The organism is Streptomyces sp. NPDC002817, assembly GCF_053592055.1.
In genome coordinates this window covers 85,029-101,955 of record NZ_JBSFUY010000019.1, presented here as the reverse complement: position 1 = coordinate 101,955, position 16,927 = coordinate 85,029, and the positions used below count along the sequence as shown (strand labels likewise).

Genomic DNA, 16,927 nt, shown 5'->3' with positions numbered 1-16,927 from the left:
CCATGCAGATGACCGGCGCCCCGCGTCGGCACCCAGGGAGTGAGTTCGGTTGTCGACCGCCATCCTCACCGGTCAGCCGGTCCCCGGATCGTCGATCGAGGGCGATCTGCGGTCGCTCGGCTTCGACGTCCGGGTTGCCTCGGACGCCGCCGACGCCGAGACGCTCCTCGCCCAGGTCCCGGGCGACCAGCGGGTCGCCGTGGTCGACGCCCGCTTCGTGGGCCACCCGCACGCCCTGCGCCTCGGCCTCACCGACCCCCGCTTCCCGCTCGCCGCGATCTCCGGCGCCGTCACCGCCCAGCCGGCCGGGCGGCAGGCCCTGACCCGTGCGATGGCCCGGGAGAGCAGCGCCGGCGGCGGGACGACGGTCGCCGTCGACAGCCTCGCCGACCGCATCGTCACCGCGCTGGACACCGAGAACGCCGGTGTCCACCACCCCGAGCTCGGCAGCCTGGTCGCCGCCGTGCCCGCCGACCCGCAGGCCCGCAACGAGGCACGGCAGGCCGTCGCGGACGTCGACGACGAAGCCGTACGCCTGAAGTCGGCCGTGAAGTCCCGCGACGGTTTCTTCACCACTCACTTCATCAGCCCCTACTCCCGCTACATCGCCCGCTGGTGCGCCCGCCGGGGCCTGACCCCGAACCAGGTCACCACCGCCTCCCTGCTCACCGCCCTGATCGCGGCGGGCAGCGCGGCCACCGGCACCCGGGCCGGCTACATCGCCGCCGGCGTCCTGCTGATCGCGTCCTTCGTCCTGGACTGCGTCGACGGCCAGATCGCCCGCTACTCCCTGCAGTACTCCACGCTCGGCGCCTGGCTCGACGCCACCTTCGACCGGGCCAAGGAGTACGCCTACTACGCCGGTCTCGCGCTGGGCGCGGCCCGCGGCGGCGACGACGTCTGGGCGCTGGCGCTCGGCGCGATGATCCTGCAGACCTGCCGGCACGTCGTCGACTTCTCCTTCAACGAGGCGAACCACGACGCCACCGCCAACACCAGCCCCACGGCGGCGCTTTCGGACAAGCTCGACAGCGTCGGCTGGACGGTGTGGATCCGCCGGATGATCGTGCTGCCGATCGGCGAGCGCTGGGCGATGATCGCGATCCTGACGGCGGCCACGACTCCTCGGATCACCTTCTACGCGCTGCTCATCGGCTGCGCGTTCGCGGCGACGTACACCACCGCGGGCCGGGTGCTGCGGTCGCTGACCCGCAAGGCCAAGCGGACGGACCGCGCGGCACAGGCCCTGGCGGACCTCGCGGACACCGGGCCGCTCGCCCAGCTGCTCGGGCGCTTCCTGCCGAGCAGGTTCCCCGCGCTGGCACCCGTCATCGCCGCGATCGGTGCCGTGCTTCTCGTACTGGCGGCCTGGATCGACGGGCCGGGCTGGTCGGTCGTCGTGTGCGCCGCCGTCTATGTACTGCTGTCCGCCGACGCCGTCTCGCACCCCCTCAAGGGCGCCCTCGACTGGCTGATCCCCCCGTTCTTCAGGGCGGCCGAGTACTGCACCGTCCTGGTCCTGGCGGCCAAGGCCGATGTGAACGGAGCCCTTCCTGCGGCTTTCGGGCTGGTGGCCGCGGTCGCCTACCATCACTACGACACGGTGTACCGCATCCGCGGCAACGCCGGCGCGTCCCCGGCCTGGCTGGTGCGCGCCATCGGGGGGCACGACGGGCGGACGCTGCTCGTCACCGTCCTGGCCGCCGCGCTCACCGCCTCGCAGTTCACGGTCGCGCTCACGGCTCTCGCCGTGGCCGTCGCCCTGCTGGTGCTCGTCGAGAGCATCCGCTTCTGGGTGTCCTCCGGGGCGCCCGCCGTACACGATGAAGGAGAACCCGCATGATCGGCCTCGTGCTGGCGGCCGGCGCCGGACGGCGTCTGCGCCCCTACACCGACAGCCTTCCCAAGGCTCTGGTGCCGGTGGGTCCCGCGGGCATAGAGGGCGAACCCACGGTTCTTGACCTCACTCTCGGCAACTTCGCCGAGATCGGACTGACCGAGGTCGCGATCATCGTCGGCTACCGCAAGGAAGCCGTGTACGAGCGCAAGGCGGCGCTGGAGGCGAAGTACGGCCTCAAGCTCACCCTCATCGACAACGACAAGGCCGAGGAGTGGAACAACGCCTACTCCCTGTGGTGCGGACGCGACGCCCTCAAGGACGGCGTGATCCTCGCCAACGGCGACACCGTCCACCCGGTCTCGGTGGAGAAGACCCTGCTCGCCGCCCGCGGCGAGGGCAAGAAGATCATCCTCGCCCTCGACACCGTGAAGTCCCTCGCGGACGAGGAGATGAAGGTCGTCGTCGACCCCGAGAAGGGCATGACGAAGATCACCAAGCTGATGGACCCGGCCGAGGCGACCGGTGAGTACATCGGCGTCACCCTCATCGAGGGCGACGCCGCCCCCGAGCTGGCCGACGCGCTGAAGACGGTCTGGGAGACCGACCCGCAGCAGTTCTACGAGCACGGCTACCAGGAGCTCGTGAACCGCGGCTTCAGGATCGACGTGGCGCCGATCGGCGACGTCAAGTGGGTGGAGATCGACAATCACGACGATCTCGCCCGCGGACGGGAGATCGCGTGCCTCTACTGACCCGGCTCATCCCCGCTCCGGTCGTCGTCGACATCCGTCCGGGTGCCCTCGACGACCTGGTGGGCGTCCTCGCCGACGAGCGCATCTCGCACTCCGGCAGGCTCGCCGTCGCCGTCAGCGGCGGCTCCGGCGCCCGGCTGCGGCAGCGGCTCGAACCCTCGCTCCCCGGCGCCACCTGGTACGAGGTCGGCGGCGGCACCCTCGACGACGCCGTGCAGCTGGCCAGTGACATAAAGGCCGGCCACTACGACGCGGTCGTGGGCCTCGGCGGCGGCAAGATCATCGACTGCGCCAAGTTCGCCGCGGCGCGCGTCGGCCTGCCGCTGGTCGCCGTACCGACGAACCTCGCGCACGACGGCCTGTGCTCCCCGGTCGCGACCCTCGACAATGACGCAGGCCGCGGCTCGTACGGTGTGCCGAACCCGATCGCGGTCGTCATCGACCTCGACGTCATCCACGAGGCCCCGGCCCGCTTCGTGCGCGCGGGCATCGGCGACGCCGTCTCCAACGTCTCCGCGATCGCGGACTGGGAGCTGGCCAACCGCGTCAAGGGCGAGAAGATCGACGGCCTGGCCGCCGCGATCGCCCGCCAGGCCGGTGAGGCGGTTCTCCGGCACCCCGGCGGCATAGGGGACACGGACTTCCTCCAGGTGCTCGCCGAGGCGCTGGTGCTCAGCGGTATCGCCATGTCGGTCTCGGGTGACTCCCGCCCCTCCTCGGGTGCCTGCCACGAGATCAACCACGCATTCGACCTGCTGTTCCCCAAACGCGCCGCCGCCCACGGCGAACAGTGCGGACTGGGCGCCACCTTCGCGATGTTCCTGCGAGGTGCCCACGAGGAGTCGGCGCACATGGCCTCCGTGCTGCGCCGGCACGGACTGCCGGTGCTGCCGGAGGAGATCGGCTTCACCGTGGACGAGTTCGTCCGCGCCGTGGAGTTCGCTCCGGAGACCCGGCCCGGCCGGTACACGATCCTCGAACACCTCGACCTCAAGCCCGACCAGATCAAGGATCTCTACGTCGACTATGTCAAGACCATCGGTAGCTGAACTCCGTCCGGTCGTGCACCCCGCAGGGGTGAAGGACCGGCGCAGCGGTGAGCACTGGATGGGGCGCCTCTACATGCGCGAGGTGTCCCTGCGGATCGACCGCTACCTGGTCAACACCAGGGTCACGCCCAACCAGCTCACGTACCTGATGACCGTCTTCGGCGTCCTCGCGGCCCCGGCACTTCTCGTGCCGGGGATCCCGGGGGCCGTGCTCGGTGTGGTCTGCGTGCAGATGTATCTGCTGCTGGACTGCGTCGACGGCGAGATCGCCCGCTGGAAGAAGCAGTACTCGCTCAACGGCGTCTACCTGGACCGGGTCGGCGCCTACCTGACCGACGCCGCCGTGCTGGTCGGCTTCGGTCTGCGCGCCGCCGACCTGTGGGGCAGTGGCCGGATCGACTGGCTGTGGGCCTTCCTGGGCACCCTGGCCGCGCTCGGCGCCATCCTGATCAAGGCGGAGACCGACCTCGTCGGTGTCGCCCGGCACCAGACCGGCAAGCCGCCGGTCCAGGAATCGGCGTCCGAGATGCGCTCCTCCGGTATGGCACTGGCCCGCAAGGCCGCCGCCCTGCTGAAGTTCCACCGGCTGATCCTCGGCATCGAGGCCTCCCTGCTGATCCTGGTCCTGGCGATCGTCGACCAGATGCGCGGCGACCTCTTCTACACCCGGCTCGGCGTCGCGGTCCTCGCAGGCATCGCGCTGCTCCAGACCCTGCTGCACCTCGTGTCCATCCTCGCCTCCAGCAGGCTGAAGTGAGCGGCATGAAGGTCGGCGCGGTCATCATCACCATGGGCAACCGCCCCGACGAACTGCGGGCCCTGCTCGACTCGGTCGCCAAGCAGGACGGCGACCGCGTCGAGGTGGCCGTCGTCGGCAACGGCTCGCCCGTCCCGGACGTCCCCGAGGGCGTCCGCACGGTCGAGCTGCCCGAGAACCTCGGCATCCCCGGCGGCCGCAACGTCGGCATCGAGGCCTTCGGCCCCGGCGGCCGCGACGTCGACATACTGCTCTTCCTCGACGACGACGGCCTGCTCGCGACGCACGACACCGCCGAGCTGTGCCGCCAGGCCTTCGAGGCCGACCCCGAGCTCGGCATCATCAGCTTCCGCATCGCCGACCCGGACACCGGCGAGACCCAGCGCCGCCACGTCCCCCGGCTGCGCGCCGCCGACCCGATGCGCTCCTCCCGGGTCACCACCTTCCTCGGCGGCGCCAACGCCGTACGGACGAAGGTCTTCGCCGAAGTCGGCGGTCTCCCGGACGAATTCTTCTACGCCCATGAGGAAACCGACCTGGCATGGCGGGCTCTCGACGCGGGCTGGATGATCGACTACCGGTCCGACATGGTGCTGTACCACCCCACGACCGCGCCCTCGCGGCACGCGGTCTACCACCGCATGGTCGCCCGCAACCGCGTCTGGCTCGCCCGCCGCAACCTCCCCGCCCTCCTGGTCCCGGTCTACCTCGGGGTCTGGATGCTGCTCACCCTGCTGCGCCGCCCCTCGCGGCCCGCGCTGAAGGCGTGGTTCGGCGGATTCCGGGAAGGCTGGACCACCGCGTGCGGCCCCCGCAGGCCGATGAAGTGGCGTACGGTGTGGCGGCTGACCCGACTGGGCCGGCCCCCGGTCATCTGACAAGCTCGAAACTGAGAGCACCACCGGGCCCGACCGAGGACCCCGGTTCATGCCCCCAGCCCGCACAGGCTGCGCATCTCGAGGACGAAAGTTTCCACTGGTGAGTGAGACAACGCATGACGGCGGAGTCGCGGTGACCGCGCCTCCGTCGCCCGACGAGGGCCTCACGGCGGCACAGCTCGCCGACAAGTACGGGCTGTCCGTGAGCGGCGCCCGCCCCTCGCTCGTCGAGTACGTCCGCCAGCTCTGGGACCGCCGTCACTTCATCCTCGCGTTCTCGCGGGCGAAGCTGACCGCCCAGTACAGCCAGGCCAAACTCGGCCAGCTGTGGCAGGTGGCCACGCCGCTGCTGAACGCGCTCGTGTACTTCTTCATCTTCGGTCTGCTGCTGGGCGCCCGGAAGGGCATTCCGCACGACATCTATGTGCCGTTCCTGGTCACGGGCGTCTTCGTCTTCACGTTCACGCAGAGCTCGGTCCTCGCCGGCGTGCGCGCCATCTCCGGCAACCTCGGCCTGGTCCGCGCCCTGCACTTCCCGCGCGCCTCGCTGCCGATCTCGTTCGCGCTCCAGCAGCTCCAGCAGCTGCTGTACTCGATGATCGTGCTGGTCGTGGTCATGGTGTCGTTCGGCAGCTACCCCTCTCTGTCCTGGCTGCTGGTGCTGCCCGCGCTGGTCCTGCACTTCGTCTTCAACACCGGCCTCGCGCTGATCTTCGCCCGTATGGGCAGCAAGACCCCCGACCTGGCCCAGCTGATGCCGTTCGTGCTGCGGACCTGGATGTACGCCTCGGGCGTCATGTTCAGCATCCCGGCGATGCTCGCCGACAAGGACATGCCGGGCTGGGTCACCGAGGTCCTGCAGTGGAACCCCGCCGCGATCTACATGGACCTGGTCCGCTTCGCGATGATCGACGGATACGGCTCGGAGTACCTGCCCCCGCACGTGTGGCTCTTCGCCCTCGGCTGGGCGCTGCTCGCCGGCGCGTTGGGCTTCGTCTACTTCTGGAAGGCCGAGGAGAGGTACGGCCGTGGCTGAGCAGCAGCGGGATCCCCGCCCCACCGTCATCGCGGACGACCTCCACATCGTCTACCGCGTCAACGGCGCCAAGTCCGGCAAGGGCAGCGCCACCGCCGCCCTGAGCCGCATCGTCAAGCGCGGCGAGGAGCGGGGGGTGCGCAAGGTGCACGCCGTGCGCGGCGTCTCCTTCGTCTCCTACCGCGGTGAGGCCATCGGCCTGATCGGCTCCAACGGTTCCGGCAAGTCGACCCTGCTGCGCGCCATCGCCGGCCTGCTGCCCGCCGAGAGCGGCAAGGTCTACACGGACGGCCAGCCCTCGCTGCTCGGCGTCAACGCGGCCCTGATGAACGACCTCACGGGCGAGCGGAACGTCATATTGGGCGGGCTCGCCATGGGTATGTCCCGGGAGCAGATCAAGGAGCGCTACCAGGAGATCGTCGACTTCTCCGGCATCAACGAGAAGGGCGACTTCATCACCCTCCCGATGCGCACCTATTCCTCCGGCATGGCGGCCCGTCTGCGTTTCTCCATCGCCGCGGCCAAGGACCACGACGTCCTGATGATCGACGAGGCCCTGGCGACCGGCGACCGCAAGTTCCAGAAGCGCTCCGAGGCACGCATCCGTGAACTGCGCAAGGAAGCCGGCACGGTGTTCCTGGTCAGCCACAACAACAAGTCGATCCGTGACACCTGCGACCGGGTCCTGTGGCTGGAGCGTGGCGAGCTGCGCATGGACGGCCCGACCGAAGAGGTCCTCAAGGAGTACGAGAAGTTCACGGGCAAGTAGTCCACCCGGGCCTGGACGCAGGGGCCACGACGCTTCGCAGGGCCCCGCCGGAACTGCTCCGGCGGGGCCCCGCGTCTGCAAAGGAAACGTCAACTTCGGTACGGCGTAGGAATCTTGAAGCCAATCGGTGTGTTCTTGTGATGTGCAGGACACCCCGACTCACCACGTTGAGTTGTACAACGTAAGCTGTACCGGTCCCGAATCGCGGCAAGTGGGGCGATAATGCCCGACACCTTCAGTTGGAGCGGCTGCGCGGCAGGCCGGGCGGCGTGTCCGAAATAGTGTGTATTGGGTCGGCGGTGTAGAACGGGAGATGTGACGGCTATGGCTACGGAAACTCCCCAGCTCAACGCATGTGCCGTCCCCGCTCCGGGCAGTCCGCGGTGACGGGAACCGACACGGGGCGTGCCCCGGATCCGGAGCGCGGCACGCTGGACAAGGCCGCGGGTGAGAACTTCCCCGTGGCTCCCTTCTTCCTGCCCCGGGCCTGGCGCACCGATCTCATGGCGGTGTACGGCTTCGCCCGCCTTGTCGACGACATCGGCGACGGCGACCTCGCCCCCGGCGGCGCCGACGCCCGTCTGCTCGGCGTGCCGGCCGAGGACGCCGAGGACCGGCTTCGGCTGCTGGACGCCTTCGAGGCCGACCTCGAGCGGGTCTTCTCCGGAGAACCCCGCCACCCCCTGCTGCGCCGCCTGCGACCGACGGTCCGCCGCTGCTCGCTCCCTCCCGAGCCCTTCCTCGGCCTGATCGCCGCCAACCGCCAGGACCAGCTGGTCAAGCGGTACGAGACCTACGACGATCTGCTCGCCTACTGTGAGCTGTCGGCCAACCCGGTGGGCCGCCTGGTCCTCGGCGTCACCGGCACCTCGACCCCCGAGCGGATCCGGCACTCGGACGCGATCTGCACGGCCCTGCAGATCGTCGAACACCTCCAGGACGTCGCCGAGGACCTCGGCCGCGACCGCATCTACCTGCCCGCCGAGGACATGAAACGGTTCCATGTCCAGGAGGCGGATCTCGCCACGAAGACCGCAGGCGCATCGGTGCGCGCACTGGTCGCGTACGAAGCACAACGCGCCCGCGGTCTCCTGAATGAAGGCGCCCCCCTGGTGGGTAGCGTCCACGGCAGGCTGAAGCTGCTGCTCGCGGGGTTCGTGGCGGGGGGAAGGGCGGCCATCCACGCGATTGCCGCCGCCGAATACGACGTACTTCCCGGCCCGCCCAAGCCCGGCAAGCTCCAGTTGCTGCGCGAGGTGGGCGTGACTCTGCGAGGAGAGGGGTGATCCGGACCGTGGAGGCCGAACCACACGTGTCCGCACCGGTACTCGCCGCCTACAGCTATTGCGAGGCCGTCACCGGACAGCAGGCCCGTAACTTCGCTTACGGCATCAGGCTCCTGCCGATGCCCAAGCGCCGCGCGATGTCCGCGCTCTACGCGTTCTCGCGCCGCGTCGACGACATCGGCGACGGCGCGCTGGACCACGATGTGAAGGCCGTCAGACTCGAGGACACCCGGGCGATGCTGGCCCGGGTCCGCGAGGGCGCGGTCGACGAGGACGACACCGACCCGGTCGCGGTCGCCCTCGCTCATGCCGCCGAGGCCTTCCCGATTCCGTTGGGGGGCCTGGACGAGCTCATCGACGGCGTCCTGATGGACGTACGCGGGGAGACCTATGAGACCTGGGACGACCTGAAGGTCTACTGCCGCTGTGTCGCCGGCGCCATCGGGCGGCTCTCGCTCGGTGTGTTCGGTACGGAACAGGGGGCGCGCGGCGTCGAGCGCGCGCCGGAGTATGCCGACACGCTCGGTCTCGCGCTCCAGCTCACCAACATCCTGCGCGACGTCCGTGAGGACGCCGAGGGCGGGCGCACCTATCTGCCGGCCGACGACCTCGCGAAGTTCGGCTGCTCGGCCGGGTTCAGCGGGCCGACGCCACCGGAGGGCTCCGACTTCGCGGGTCTCGTGCACTTCGAGGTGCGCCGGGCCCGCGCCCTTTTCGCCGAGGGCTACCGGCTGCTCCCCATGCTCGACCGGCGCAGCGGTGCCTGCGTCGCCGCCATGGCCGGCATCTACCGCCGGCTCCTCGACCGTATCGAGCGCGACCCCCAGGCGGTGCTGCGCGGCCGGGTCTCGCTGCCCGGACGCGAGAAGGCGTACGTCGCGGTGCGCGGCCTCTCCGGCCTCGACGCCCGGCATGTGACGCGGCGGACCGTCAGGAGGCGCGCCTGATGGACAATTCGGTCCAAGGTGATGCCGCCGGGGAAAAGTGGCACGCAACCCTCCGCTCAGGGAGCGCGTCCCTGACTGCAACGGTCGGCTGTGCACCGTTCAAACACCACAGCGGCCGGGCAGGGGAGGGTGCACGATGACCGACGGAAATCAGTCGGGGCGGGACGCGGTCGTGATCGGCGGCGGACTCGCCGGCATCACCACAGCGCTCGCCCTCGCCGACGCGGGTGTCCGCGTCACCCTTCTCGAAGGCCGGCCGCGCCTGGGCGGGCTCGCCTTCTCCTTCCAGCGCGGCGAGCTGACCGTCGACAACGGACAGCACGTCTATCTGCGCTGCTGCACCGCCTACCGCTGGTTCCTCGACCGGATCGAGGGCACCGCGCTGGCGCCGCTGCAGGACCGTCTCGACGTGCCCGTGGTCGACGTCGACAAGCCCGAGGGACGGCGGCTCGGCAGGCTGCGGCGCGACGCGCTGCCGGTGCCCCTGCACCTGGGGCGCAGCCTCGCCACGTATCCGCATCTCTCGCTCGCCGAACGGGCCAAGGTGGGCCGGGCCGCGCTCGCGCTCAAGGGGCTCGACCTCGCCGATCCGAACCTGGACGCACAGAGCTTCGGCAGCTGGCTGACCGCGCACGGTCAGTCGGCGCGTGCCGTCGAGGCCCTGTGGGACCTGGTCGGGGTCGCCACCCTCAACGCGGTCGCGGGCGACGCCTCGCTGGGGCTCGCCGCGATGGTGTTCAAGACCGGTCTGCTGTCCGACCCGGGCGCGGCCGACATCGGATGGGCGCGCGTCCCGCTGGGTGAACTGCATGACCGGCTGGCCCGCAAGGCGCTCGACTCCGCGGGCGTGCGTACCGAGGTCCGTACACGCGTCACCTCCATCTCTACTGACGAGAACGGGACTTGGAGCGTTCAGGTTCCCGGCGAGACGCTGCGCGCGGACGCGGTCGTCCTCGCCGTACCCCAGCGCGAGACGTACGACCTGCTGCCCGACGGCGCCCTCGACGCCCCCGAGCAGCTGCTCGCGATCGGCACCGCGCCGATCCTCAACGTGCACGTCGTGTACGACCGCAAGGTGCTGAACCGTCCCTTCTTCACCGCCCTCGGCACCCCGGTGCAGTGGGTGTTCGACCGCACCGACGCCTCCGGGCTCAGGGACGGGCAGTACCTGGCCCTGTCCCAGTCGGCCGCGCAGGACGAGATCGACGAGCCGGTCGCCGTGCTGCGCGAGCGCTATCTGCCGGAGCTGGAGCGGCTGCTGCCCGGCGCGCGCGGTGCCGAGGTGAGGGACTTCTTCGTGACCAGGGAGCGGACGGCGACGTTCGATCCCGCCCCCGGCGTCGGACGGCTGCGGCCCGGCGCCCGTACCAGAACCCCCGGCCTGTACCTGGCCGGTGCGTGGACCGCCACAGGGTGGCCCGCGACCATGGAGAGTGCGGTCCGCAGTGGTGTGAGTGCGGCGGACGCCGCGCTGAGCGCCCTGGGCCGGCCCCGCCCCAGCCGCCTCTTCGACATGGAGGAGGCGGCCTGATGCTCGATCAGCACGCGGCAGGCCCCCGCACCCCCGGTACCGCAACAAGAGGAGAGACTGTGCCCACTGTGCCCCCGGCCTCGACGGCTGCCGAGGCGGTGGACGTGACCGCGCTGCTGGAGCGTGGCCGAACCCTGGCCACTCCGGTACTGAGGGCGGCCATCGACCGCCTGGCCGCTCCCATGGACACCGTTTCCGCCTACCACTTCGGCTGGATCGACGCCGAGGGCAACCCGACCGCCGGCGACGGCGGCAAGGCCGTGCGCCCCGCCCTCGCGGTGCTGTCCGCCGAGGTCACCGGCGCCGCGCCCGAGGTCGGCATCCCCGGCGCCGTCGCCGTGGAGCTGGTCCACAACTTCTCGCTGCTGCACGACGACCTGATGGACGGCGACGAGCAGCGCCGCCACCGCGACACGGTCTGGAAGGTGCACGGCCCGGCCCAGGCCATCCTCGTCGGGGACGCCCTGTTCGCGCTGGCCAACGAGGTGCTCCTCGAACTCGGCACCGTCGCTGCGGGCCGCGCCACCCGGCGCCTCACCTCCGCCACTCGCGCCCTCATCGACGGACAGGCCCAGGACATCTCCTACGAGCACCGCGACCGCGTCAGCGTCGAGGAGTGCCTGGAGATGGAGGGCAACAAGACCGGCGCCCTGCTGGCCTGCGCCAGCTCCATCGGCGCGGTGCTCGGCGGCGCGGACGACCGCACCGCCGACATCCTGGAGAGGTACGGCTACCACCTCGGCCTCGCCTTCCAGGCCGTCGACGACCTGCTCGGCATCTGGGGCGACCCGGTCTCCACCGGCAAGCAGACCTGGAGCGACCTGCGTCAGCGCAAGAAGTCCCTGCCGGTCGTGGCCGCGCTCGCGGCGGGCGGCTCCGCCTCCGACCGGCTCGGCGAGATCCTCGCCGCGGACGCCAAGAGCAGCGACTTCGAGAACTTCTCCGAGGAGGAGTTCGCGGCCCGCGCCGCCCTCATCGAGGAGGCCGGGGGCCGGGACTGGACGGCCGGCGAGGCCCGTCGTCAGCACACCATCGCCGTCGAGGCGCTCGACGCCATCGACATGCCCGACCGGGTGCGGTCCCGGTTCACCGCGCTCGCCGACTTCGTCGTCGTACGAAAGAGATGATCACTATCGGTCGAATAGCCCTCGCGTAGTCGCCGGCCGGTGTCGCGGGAAACCGAGCACCGGCCGACGGCGGACCCACAGCAGAGCACCACATGCACACTGCACGAAGGGGAAGCCATGACAGCGACGACCGACGGAAGCACCGGGGCTCTGCCGCCCCGCGCTGCCGCGGCCAGCGAAACCGACATCGAGACCCCCGCGGCGGCCGGGGTACAAGAAGCCGCCGTACGCGCCGTGCAACGCGCCACGGAGTACCTGCTCGCACGGCAGGACTCACAGGGCTGGTGGAAGGGCGACCTGGAGACCAACGTCACCATGGACGCCGAGGACCTGCTGCTCCGTCAGTTCCTGGGTATCCGCGACGAGTCCACCACGCGCGCGGCCGGCCAGTTCATCCGCGGTGAGCAGCGCGAGGACGGCACCTGGGCGTCCTTCTACGGCGGACCCGGCGAACTCTCCACCACCATCGAGGCGTACGTCGCCCTCCGGCTGGCCGGTGACGCACCCGGCGAGCCGCACATGGCGAGGGCCTCGGAGTGGATCCGCGCCCGGGGCGGTATCGCCTCCGCCCGTGTCTTCACCCGGATCTGGCTCGCCCTGTTCGGCTGGTGGAAGTGGGAGGACCTGCCCGAACTCCCGCCCGAGCTCATCTACTTCCCGAAGTGGGTGCCGCTCAACATCTACGACTTCGGCTGCTGGGCCCGGCAGACCATCGTCCCGCTGACGATCGTCTCGGCGAAGCGGCCGGTACGGCCCGCCCCCTTCCCGCTCGACGAACTGCACACCGACCCGGCCGACCCCAATCCGGCCAAGCCCCTTGCCCCGGCGGCGAGTTGGGACGGTGCCTTCCAGCGTCTGGACAAGGCGCTGCACCAGGTGCGCAAGGTCGTGCCGCGCCGACTGCGCAAGGCGGCCATGAGCACCGCCGCCCGTTGGATCATCGAGCGGCAGGAGAACGACGGCTGCTGGGGCGGTATCCAGCCGCCGGCCGTGTACTCGGTCATCGCCCTCCATCTGGTCGGCTACGACCTCGAACACCCGGTCATGCGGGCGGGGTTGGAGTCACTGGACCGTTTCGCCATCTGGCGCGAGGACGGGTCCCGGATGATCGAGGCCTGTCAGTCGCCGGTGTGGGACACCTGTCTCGCCACCATCGCGCTCGCCGACGCCGGAGTGCCCGCCGACCATCCGCAGCTCGTCAAGGCCGCGGACTGGATGCTCGGCGAGGAGATCGTCCGGCCCGGGGACTGGGCCGTCAAGCGGCCCCAACTGCCCCCGGGCGGCTGGGCGTTCGAATTCCACAACGACAACTACCCCGACATCGACGACACCGCGGAGGTCGTCCTCGCCCTGCGCCGCGTCAGGCACCACGACCCGGACCGGGTGGAGAACGCGATCGGGCGCGGGGTGCGCTGGAACCTCGGCATGCAGTCGAAGAACGGCGCCTGGGGCGCCTTCGACGTCGACAACACCAGCCCGTTCCCCAACCGGCTGCCGTTCTGCGACTTCGGTGAGGTCATCGACCCGCCGTCCGCCGACGTCACCGCCCATGTGGTGGAGATGCTGGCCGTCGAGGGACTCTCGCACGACCCGCGCACCCGGCGCGGCATCGAGTGGCTGCTCGCCGAACAGGAGCAGGACGGCTCGTGGTTCGGGCGCTGGGGCGTCAACTACGTCTACGGCACCGGGTCGGTGGTGCCCGCGCTCACCGCCGCCGGCATCCCCGCCGCGCACCCGGCGATCCGGCGGGCCGTGGGCTGGCTGGAGTCCGTCCAGAACGACGACGGCGGCTGGGGCGAGGATCTGCGCTCCTACAACGAGGCCAGGGCATGGAGCGGCCGTGGGGCCTCGACCGCCTCGCAGACGGCCTGGGCGCTGATGGCCCTGCTGGCCGCCGGCGAGAAGGACTCCAAGGCGGTCGAGCGGGGCATCGCATGGCTCGCGGCCACCCAGCGGGAGGACGGCTCCTGGGACGAGCCCTACTTCACCGGTACCGGCTTCCCGTGGGACTTCTCCATCAACTACCACCTCTACCGGCAGGTCTTCCCGCTCACGGCACTCGGCCGGTACGTCCACGGAGAGCCGTTCGCCCAGGCGGGGGAGGCGTGAGATGACCACCCGGCCGGCCTCCGCCCCGCTGCTGATCGCCTGCGCGCTCGGCATCGAGCAGCTCGCCCTGCGCAGCGGCGACCGCGCCGGCGCCGACGGGCCGGTCACCGTGCTCCGCACCGGCATGGGCCCCAGGGCGGCCGAGCGGGCCGTCACCCGCGCCCTCACCGGTCCCGCTCTCGCCGACGCCGCGGTACTGGCCACCGGCTTCTGCGCGGGGCTCGCCCCCGGCATGCATCCCGGCGATCTCGTCGTCGCCGAGGAGACCCGGGATCCGGACGGAACCGTTCCCTGCGTCGGGACCGACCTACTCGTCAAGGAGCTGGTACGGGCGGTCCCCGGACGCACCGTCCACACCGGACCGCTCACCGGCTCCGATCACGTCGTACGCGGTCACGAACGGTCCGACCTGCTCGCGACCGGCGCGATCGCGGTCGACATGGAGTCCGCGGCCACGCTCCGCAGCGCTGTGCGGACGGGAGTACGCCCCGTTGCGGCCGTCCGGGTGGTAGTGGACGCTCCAGAACATGAACTCGTCCGGATCGGCACGGTGCGCGGTGGAATATCAGCTTTCCGCGTCCTTCGTTCCGTCCTTCCCGCTTTCTATGAATGGCACCGTTCCTTGCTGCTCCCCAGGAGGTGAGCCAGATGGCCATGCCGCTGCGTCAGTCCATCAAGGTCGCTACATACTTGGCCGAACAGAAGCTCCGCAAGCGGGACAAGTTCCCGCTGATCGTGGAGCTGGAACCCCTCTTCGCGTGCAACCTCGCGTGCGAGGGCTGCGGCAAGATCCAGCACCCGGCAGGCGTGCTGAAGCAGCGTATGCCGGTGGCGCAGGCCGTCGGGGCGGTGCTGGAGTCCGGTGCGCCGATGGTGTCCATCGCCGGCGGTGAGCCGCTGATGCACCCTCAGATCGACGAGATCGTGCGGCAGTTGGTGGCGAAGAAGAAGTACGTCTTCCTCTGCACCAACGCCATGCTGCTGCGCAAGAAGATGGACAAGTTCAAGCCCTCGCCCTACTTCGCCTTCGCCGTGCACATCGACGGGCTGCGTGAGCGGCACGACGAGTCGGTGGCCAAGGAGGGAGTGTTCGACGAGGCCGTCGAGGCGATCAAGGAGGCCAAGAAGCGCGGTTTCCGGGTCACCACCAACTCGACCTTCTTCAACACGGACACCCCGCAGACCGTCATCGAGGTGCTCAACTACCTCAACGACGACCTGCACGTCGACGAGATGATGATCTCGCCCGCCTACGCCTACGAGAAGGCGCCCGACCAGGAGCACTTCCTGGGCGTGGAGCAGACCCGCGAGCTCTTCAAGAAGGCCTTCGCGGGCGGCAACCGCAAGAAGTGGCGGCTCAACCACTCGCCCCTGTTCCTCGACTTCCTCGAGGGCAAGGTCGACTTCCCGTGCACCGCCTGGGCCATCCCCAACTACTCCCTCTTCGGCTGGCAGCGCCCCTGCTACCTGATGAGCGACGGGTACGTCCCGACGTACCGCGAACTCATCGAGGAGACCGACTGGGACAAGTACGGCCGCGGCAAGGACCCGCGCTGCGCCAACTGCATGGCGCACTGCGGCTACGAGCCCACCGCCGTCCTCGCGACCATGGGTTCGCTGAAGGAGTCGCTGCGCGCGATGCGCGAGACCGTCTCCGGAAACCGCGAGTAGTGCCATGACCGCCATTTCCTTGGGCGTCCCCGAGGTACCTGTCCGGCCGATCGCCGAGCGGCGCGTGTCGCGGCAGATCCAGGTCGGGCCGGTGGCGGTCGGGGGCGGGGCGCCGGTGTCGGTGCAGTCGATGACGACGACCCGTACGTCCGACATCGGTGCCACTCTGCAGCAGATCGCGGAACTCACCGCGTCCGGCTGCCAGATCGTCCGCGTCGCCTGCCCCACGCAGGACGACGCGGACGCCCTCGCGACCATCGCCCGCAAGTCGCAGATCCCGGTGATCGCGGACATCCACTTCCAGCCCAAGTACGTGTTCGCGGCGATCGAGGCCGGATGTGCGGCCGTACGCGTCAATCCCGGCAACATCAAGCAGTTCGACGACCAGGTCAGGGAGATCGCGCGGGCCGCCGCGGACCGTGGCACGCCGATCCGGATCGGCGTCAACGCCGGCTCGCTGGACCGCAGGCTGTTGCAGAAGTACGGGAAGGCGACACCGGAGGCGCTCGTCGAATCGGCGCTGTGGGAAGCGTCGTTGTTCGAGGAGCACGGCTTCAGGGACATCAAGATCTCGGTCAAGCACAACGACCCCGTGGTCATGGTCAACGCCTACCGGCTGCTCGCCGAGCAGTGCGACTACCCGTTGCATCTGGGGGTCACGGAAGCCGGTCCCGCCTTTCAGGGCACGATCAAGTCGGCGGTGGCCTTCGGGGCGCTCCTCAGCAGGGGCATCGGCGACACGATCAGGGTCTCGCTGTCCGCGCCGCCCGCCGAGGAGGTCAAGGTCGGCATCCAGATCCTGGAGTCGCTGGGCCTCAGGCAGCGGCGCCTCGAGATCGTGTCGTGTCCGTCCTGCGGGCGCGCCCAGGTCGACGTCTACAAGCTGGCCGATGAGGTCACGGCGGGTCTGGAGGGCATGGAAGTGCCCCTGCGGGTCGCGGTGATGGGATGTGTGGTCAACGGTCCCGGCGAGGCACGGGAGGCGGACCTCGGGGTCGCCTCCGGCAACGGCAAGGGACAGATCTTCGTCAAGGGCGAGGTCATCAAGACCGTCCCCGAGTCGAAGATCGTGGAGACCCTCATCGAGGAGGCGATGAAGATCGCCGAACAGATGGAGCAGGACGGCGTCGCGTCGGGGGAGCCGGCCGTCACCGTGAGTTGAACAGCACGGACCG

The 16,927-nt window shown here is 70.1% G+C and carries 16 protein-coding genes; all 16 read left to right on the top strand.

Annotation, left to right across the window (positions count from 1 at the left end):
* Positions 1-49: 49 nt before the first annotated feature.
* The 16 genes from ACWD3I_RS30350 (at position 50) to ispG (ending at position 16,914) form a co-directional block, all read left to right on the top strand.
* Positions 50-1,843 carry a DUF5941 domain-containing protein gene (locus ACWD3I_RS30350; protein ID WP_365406007.1) on the top strand — a complete coding sequence of 598 codons (1,794 nt, stop codon included), beginning with the start codon at positions 50-52 and terminating at the stop codon, positions 1,841-1,843.
* Positions 1,840-2,592 carry a phosphocholine cytidylyltransferase family protein gene (locus ACWD3I_RS30345; protein ID WP_365406010.1) on the top strand — a complete coding sequence of 251 codons (753 nt, stop codon included), beginning with the start codon at positions 1,840-1,842 and terminating at the stop codon, positions 2,590-2,592. The genes ACWD3I_RS30350 and ACWD3I_RS30345 overlap by 4 nt, the downstream gene beginning before the upstream one ends.
* Positions 2,580-3,641, top strand: a complete 1,062-nt coding sequence (locus tag ACWD3I_RS30340; RefSeq protein ID WP_046256347.1) for an iron-containing alcohol dehydrogenase family protein — start codon at positions 2,580-2,582, stop codon at positions 3,639-3,641. Before ACWD3I_RS30345 ends, ACWD3I_RS30340 begins: the two co-directional genes overlap by 13 nt.
* A complete protein-coding gene (locus tag ACWD3I_RS30335) occupies positions 3,619-4,398 on the top strand; it encodes a CDP-alcohol phosphatidyltransferase family protein (protein WP_365406012.1) in 780 nt (259 codons plus the stop codon). Before ACWD3I_RS30340 ends, ACWD3I_RS30335 begins: the two co-directional genes overlap by 23 nt.
* Positions 4,399-4,403: 5 nt before the next feature.
* Positions 4,404-5,276, top strand: a complete 873-nt coding sequence (locus ACWD3I_RS30330) for a glycosyltransferase family 2 protein (RefSeq protein ID WP_365406046.1) — start codon at positions 4,404-4,406, stop codon at positions 5,274-5,276.
* Positions 5,277-5,376: 100 nt separating this feature from the next.
* The gene (locus tag ACWD3I_RS30325; RefSeq protein ID WP_365406015.1) at positions 5,377-6,312 is read left to right on the top strand and encodes an ABC transporter permease; all 936 of its coding nucleotides are present in this window, start codon (positions 5,377-5,379) and stop codon (positions 6,310-6,312) included.
* On the top strand, positions 6,305-7,081 hold the full coding sequence (locus tag ACWD3I_RS30320; protein ID WP_046256351.1) for an ABC transporter ATP-binding protein: 777 nt from the start codon (positions 6,305-6,307) through the stop codon (positions 7,079-7,081). Before ACWD3I_RS30325 ends, ACWD3I_RS30320 begins: the two co-directional genes overlap by 8 nt.
* Before the next feature lie 383 nt (positions 7,082-7,464).
* Positions 7,465-8,367: a squalene synthase HpnC gene (gene hpnC, locus ACWD3I_RS30315; protein WP_365406018.1), complete on the top strand. Its 903-nt coding sequence runs from the start codon at positions 7,465-7,467 to the stop codon at positions 8,365-8,367.
* Positions 8,364-9,314: a presqualene diphosphate synthase HpnD gene (gene hpnD / locus ACWD3I_RS30310; RefSeq protein WP_365406021.1), complete on the top strand. Its 951-nt coding sequence runs from the start codon at positions 8,364-8,366 to the stop codon at positions 9,312-9,314. The genes hpnC and hpnD overlap by 4 nt, the downstream gene beginning before the upstream one ends.
* Entirely contained in the window at positions 9,314-9,454 is a 141-nt protein-coding gene (locus tag ACWD3I_RS30305; RefSeq protein ID WP_266885522.1) for a DUF6380 family protein, read from the top strand. The genes hpnD and ACWD3I_RS30305 overlap by 1 nt, the downstream gene beginning before the upstream one ends.
* A complete protein-coding gene (hpnE, locus tag ACWD3I_RS30300; protein ID WP_365406024.1) occupies positions 9,451-10,845 on the top strand; it encodes a hydroxysqualene dehydroxylase HpnE in 1,395 nt (464 codons plus the stop codon). Before ACWD3I_RS30305 ends, hpnE begins: the two co-directional genes overlap by 4 nt.
* The gene (locus ACWD3I_RS30295; protein ID WP_365406027.1) at positions 10,845-11,972 is read left to right on the top strand and encodes a polyprenyl synthetase family protein; all 1,128 of its coding nucleotides are present in this window, start codon (positions 10,845-10,847) and stop codon (positions 11,970-11,972) included. Before hpnE ends, ACWD3I_RS30295 begins: the two co-directional genes overlap by 1 nt.
* A gap of 117 nt (positions 11,973-12,089) precedes the next feature.
* Complete coding sequence (shc, locus tag ACWD3I_RS30290) at positions 12,090-14,081, top strand: squalene--hopene cyclase (protein WP_365406030.1); 1,992 nt, start codon at positions 12,090-12,092, stop codon at positions 14,079-14,081.
* Position 14,082: 1 nt separating this feature from the next.
* Positions 14,083-14,724, top strand: coding sequence for a phosphorylase family protein (locus ACWD3I_RS30285; protein ID WP_365406033.1), 642 nt, complete (start codon positions 14,083-14,085; stop codon positions 14,722-14,724).
* Positions 14,725-14,729: 5 nt separating this feature from the next.
* On the top strand, positions 14,730-15,752 hold the full coding sequence (gene hpnH / locus ACWD3I_RS30280; protein WP_365406036.1) for an adenosyl-hopene transferase HpnH: 1,023 nt from the start codon (positions 14,730-14,732) through the stop codon (positions 15,750-15,752).
* A gap of 4 nt (positions 15,753-15,756) precedes the next feature.
* A complete protein-coding gene (gene ispG / locus ACWD3I_RS30275) occupies positions 15,757-16,914 on the top strand; it encodes a flavodoxin-dependent (E)-4-hydroxy-3-methylbut-2-enyl-diphosphate synthase (protein ID WP_451084221.1) in 1,158 nt (385 codons plus the stop codon).
* Positions 16,915-16,927: the final 13 nt, after the last annotated feature.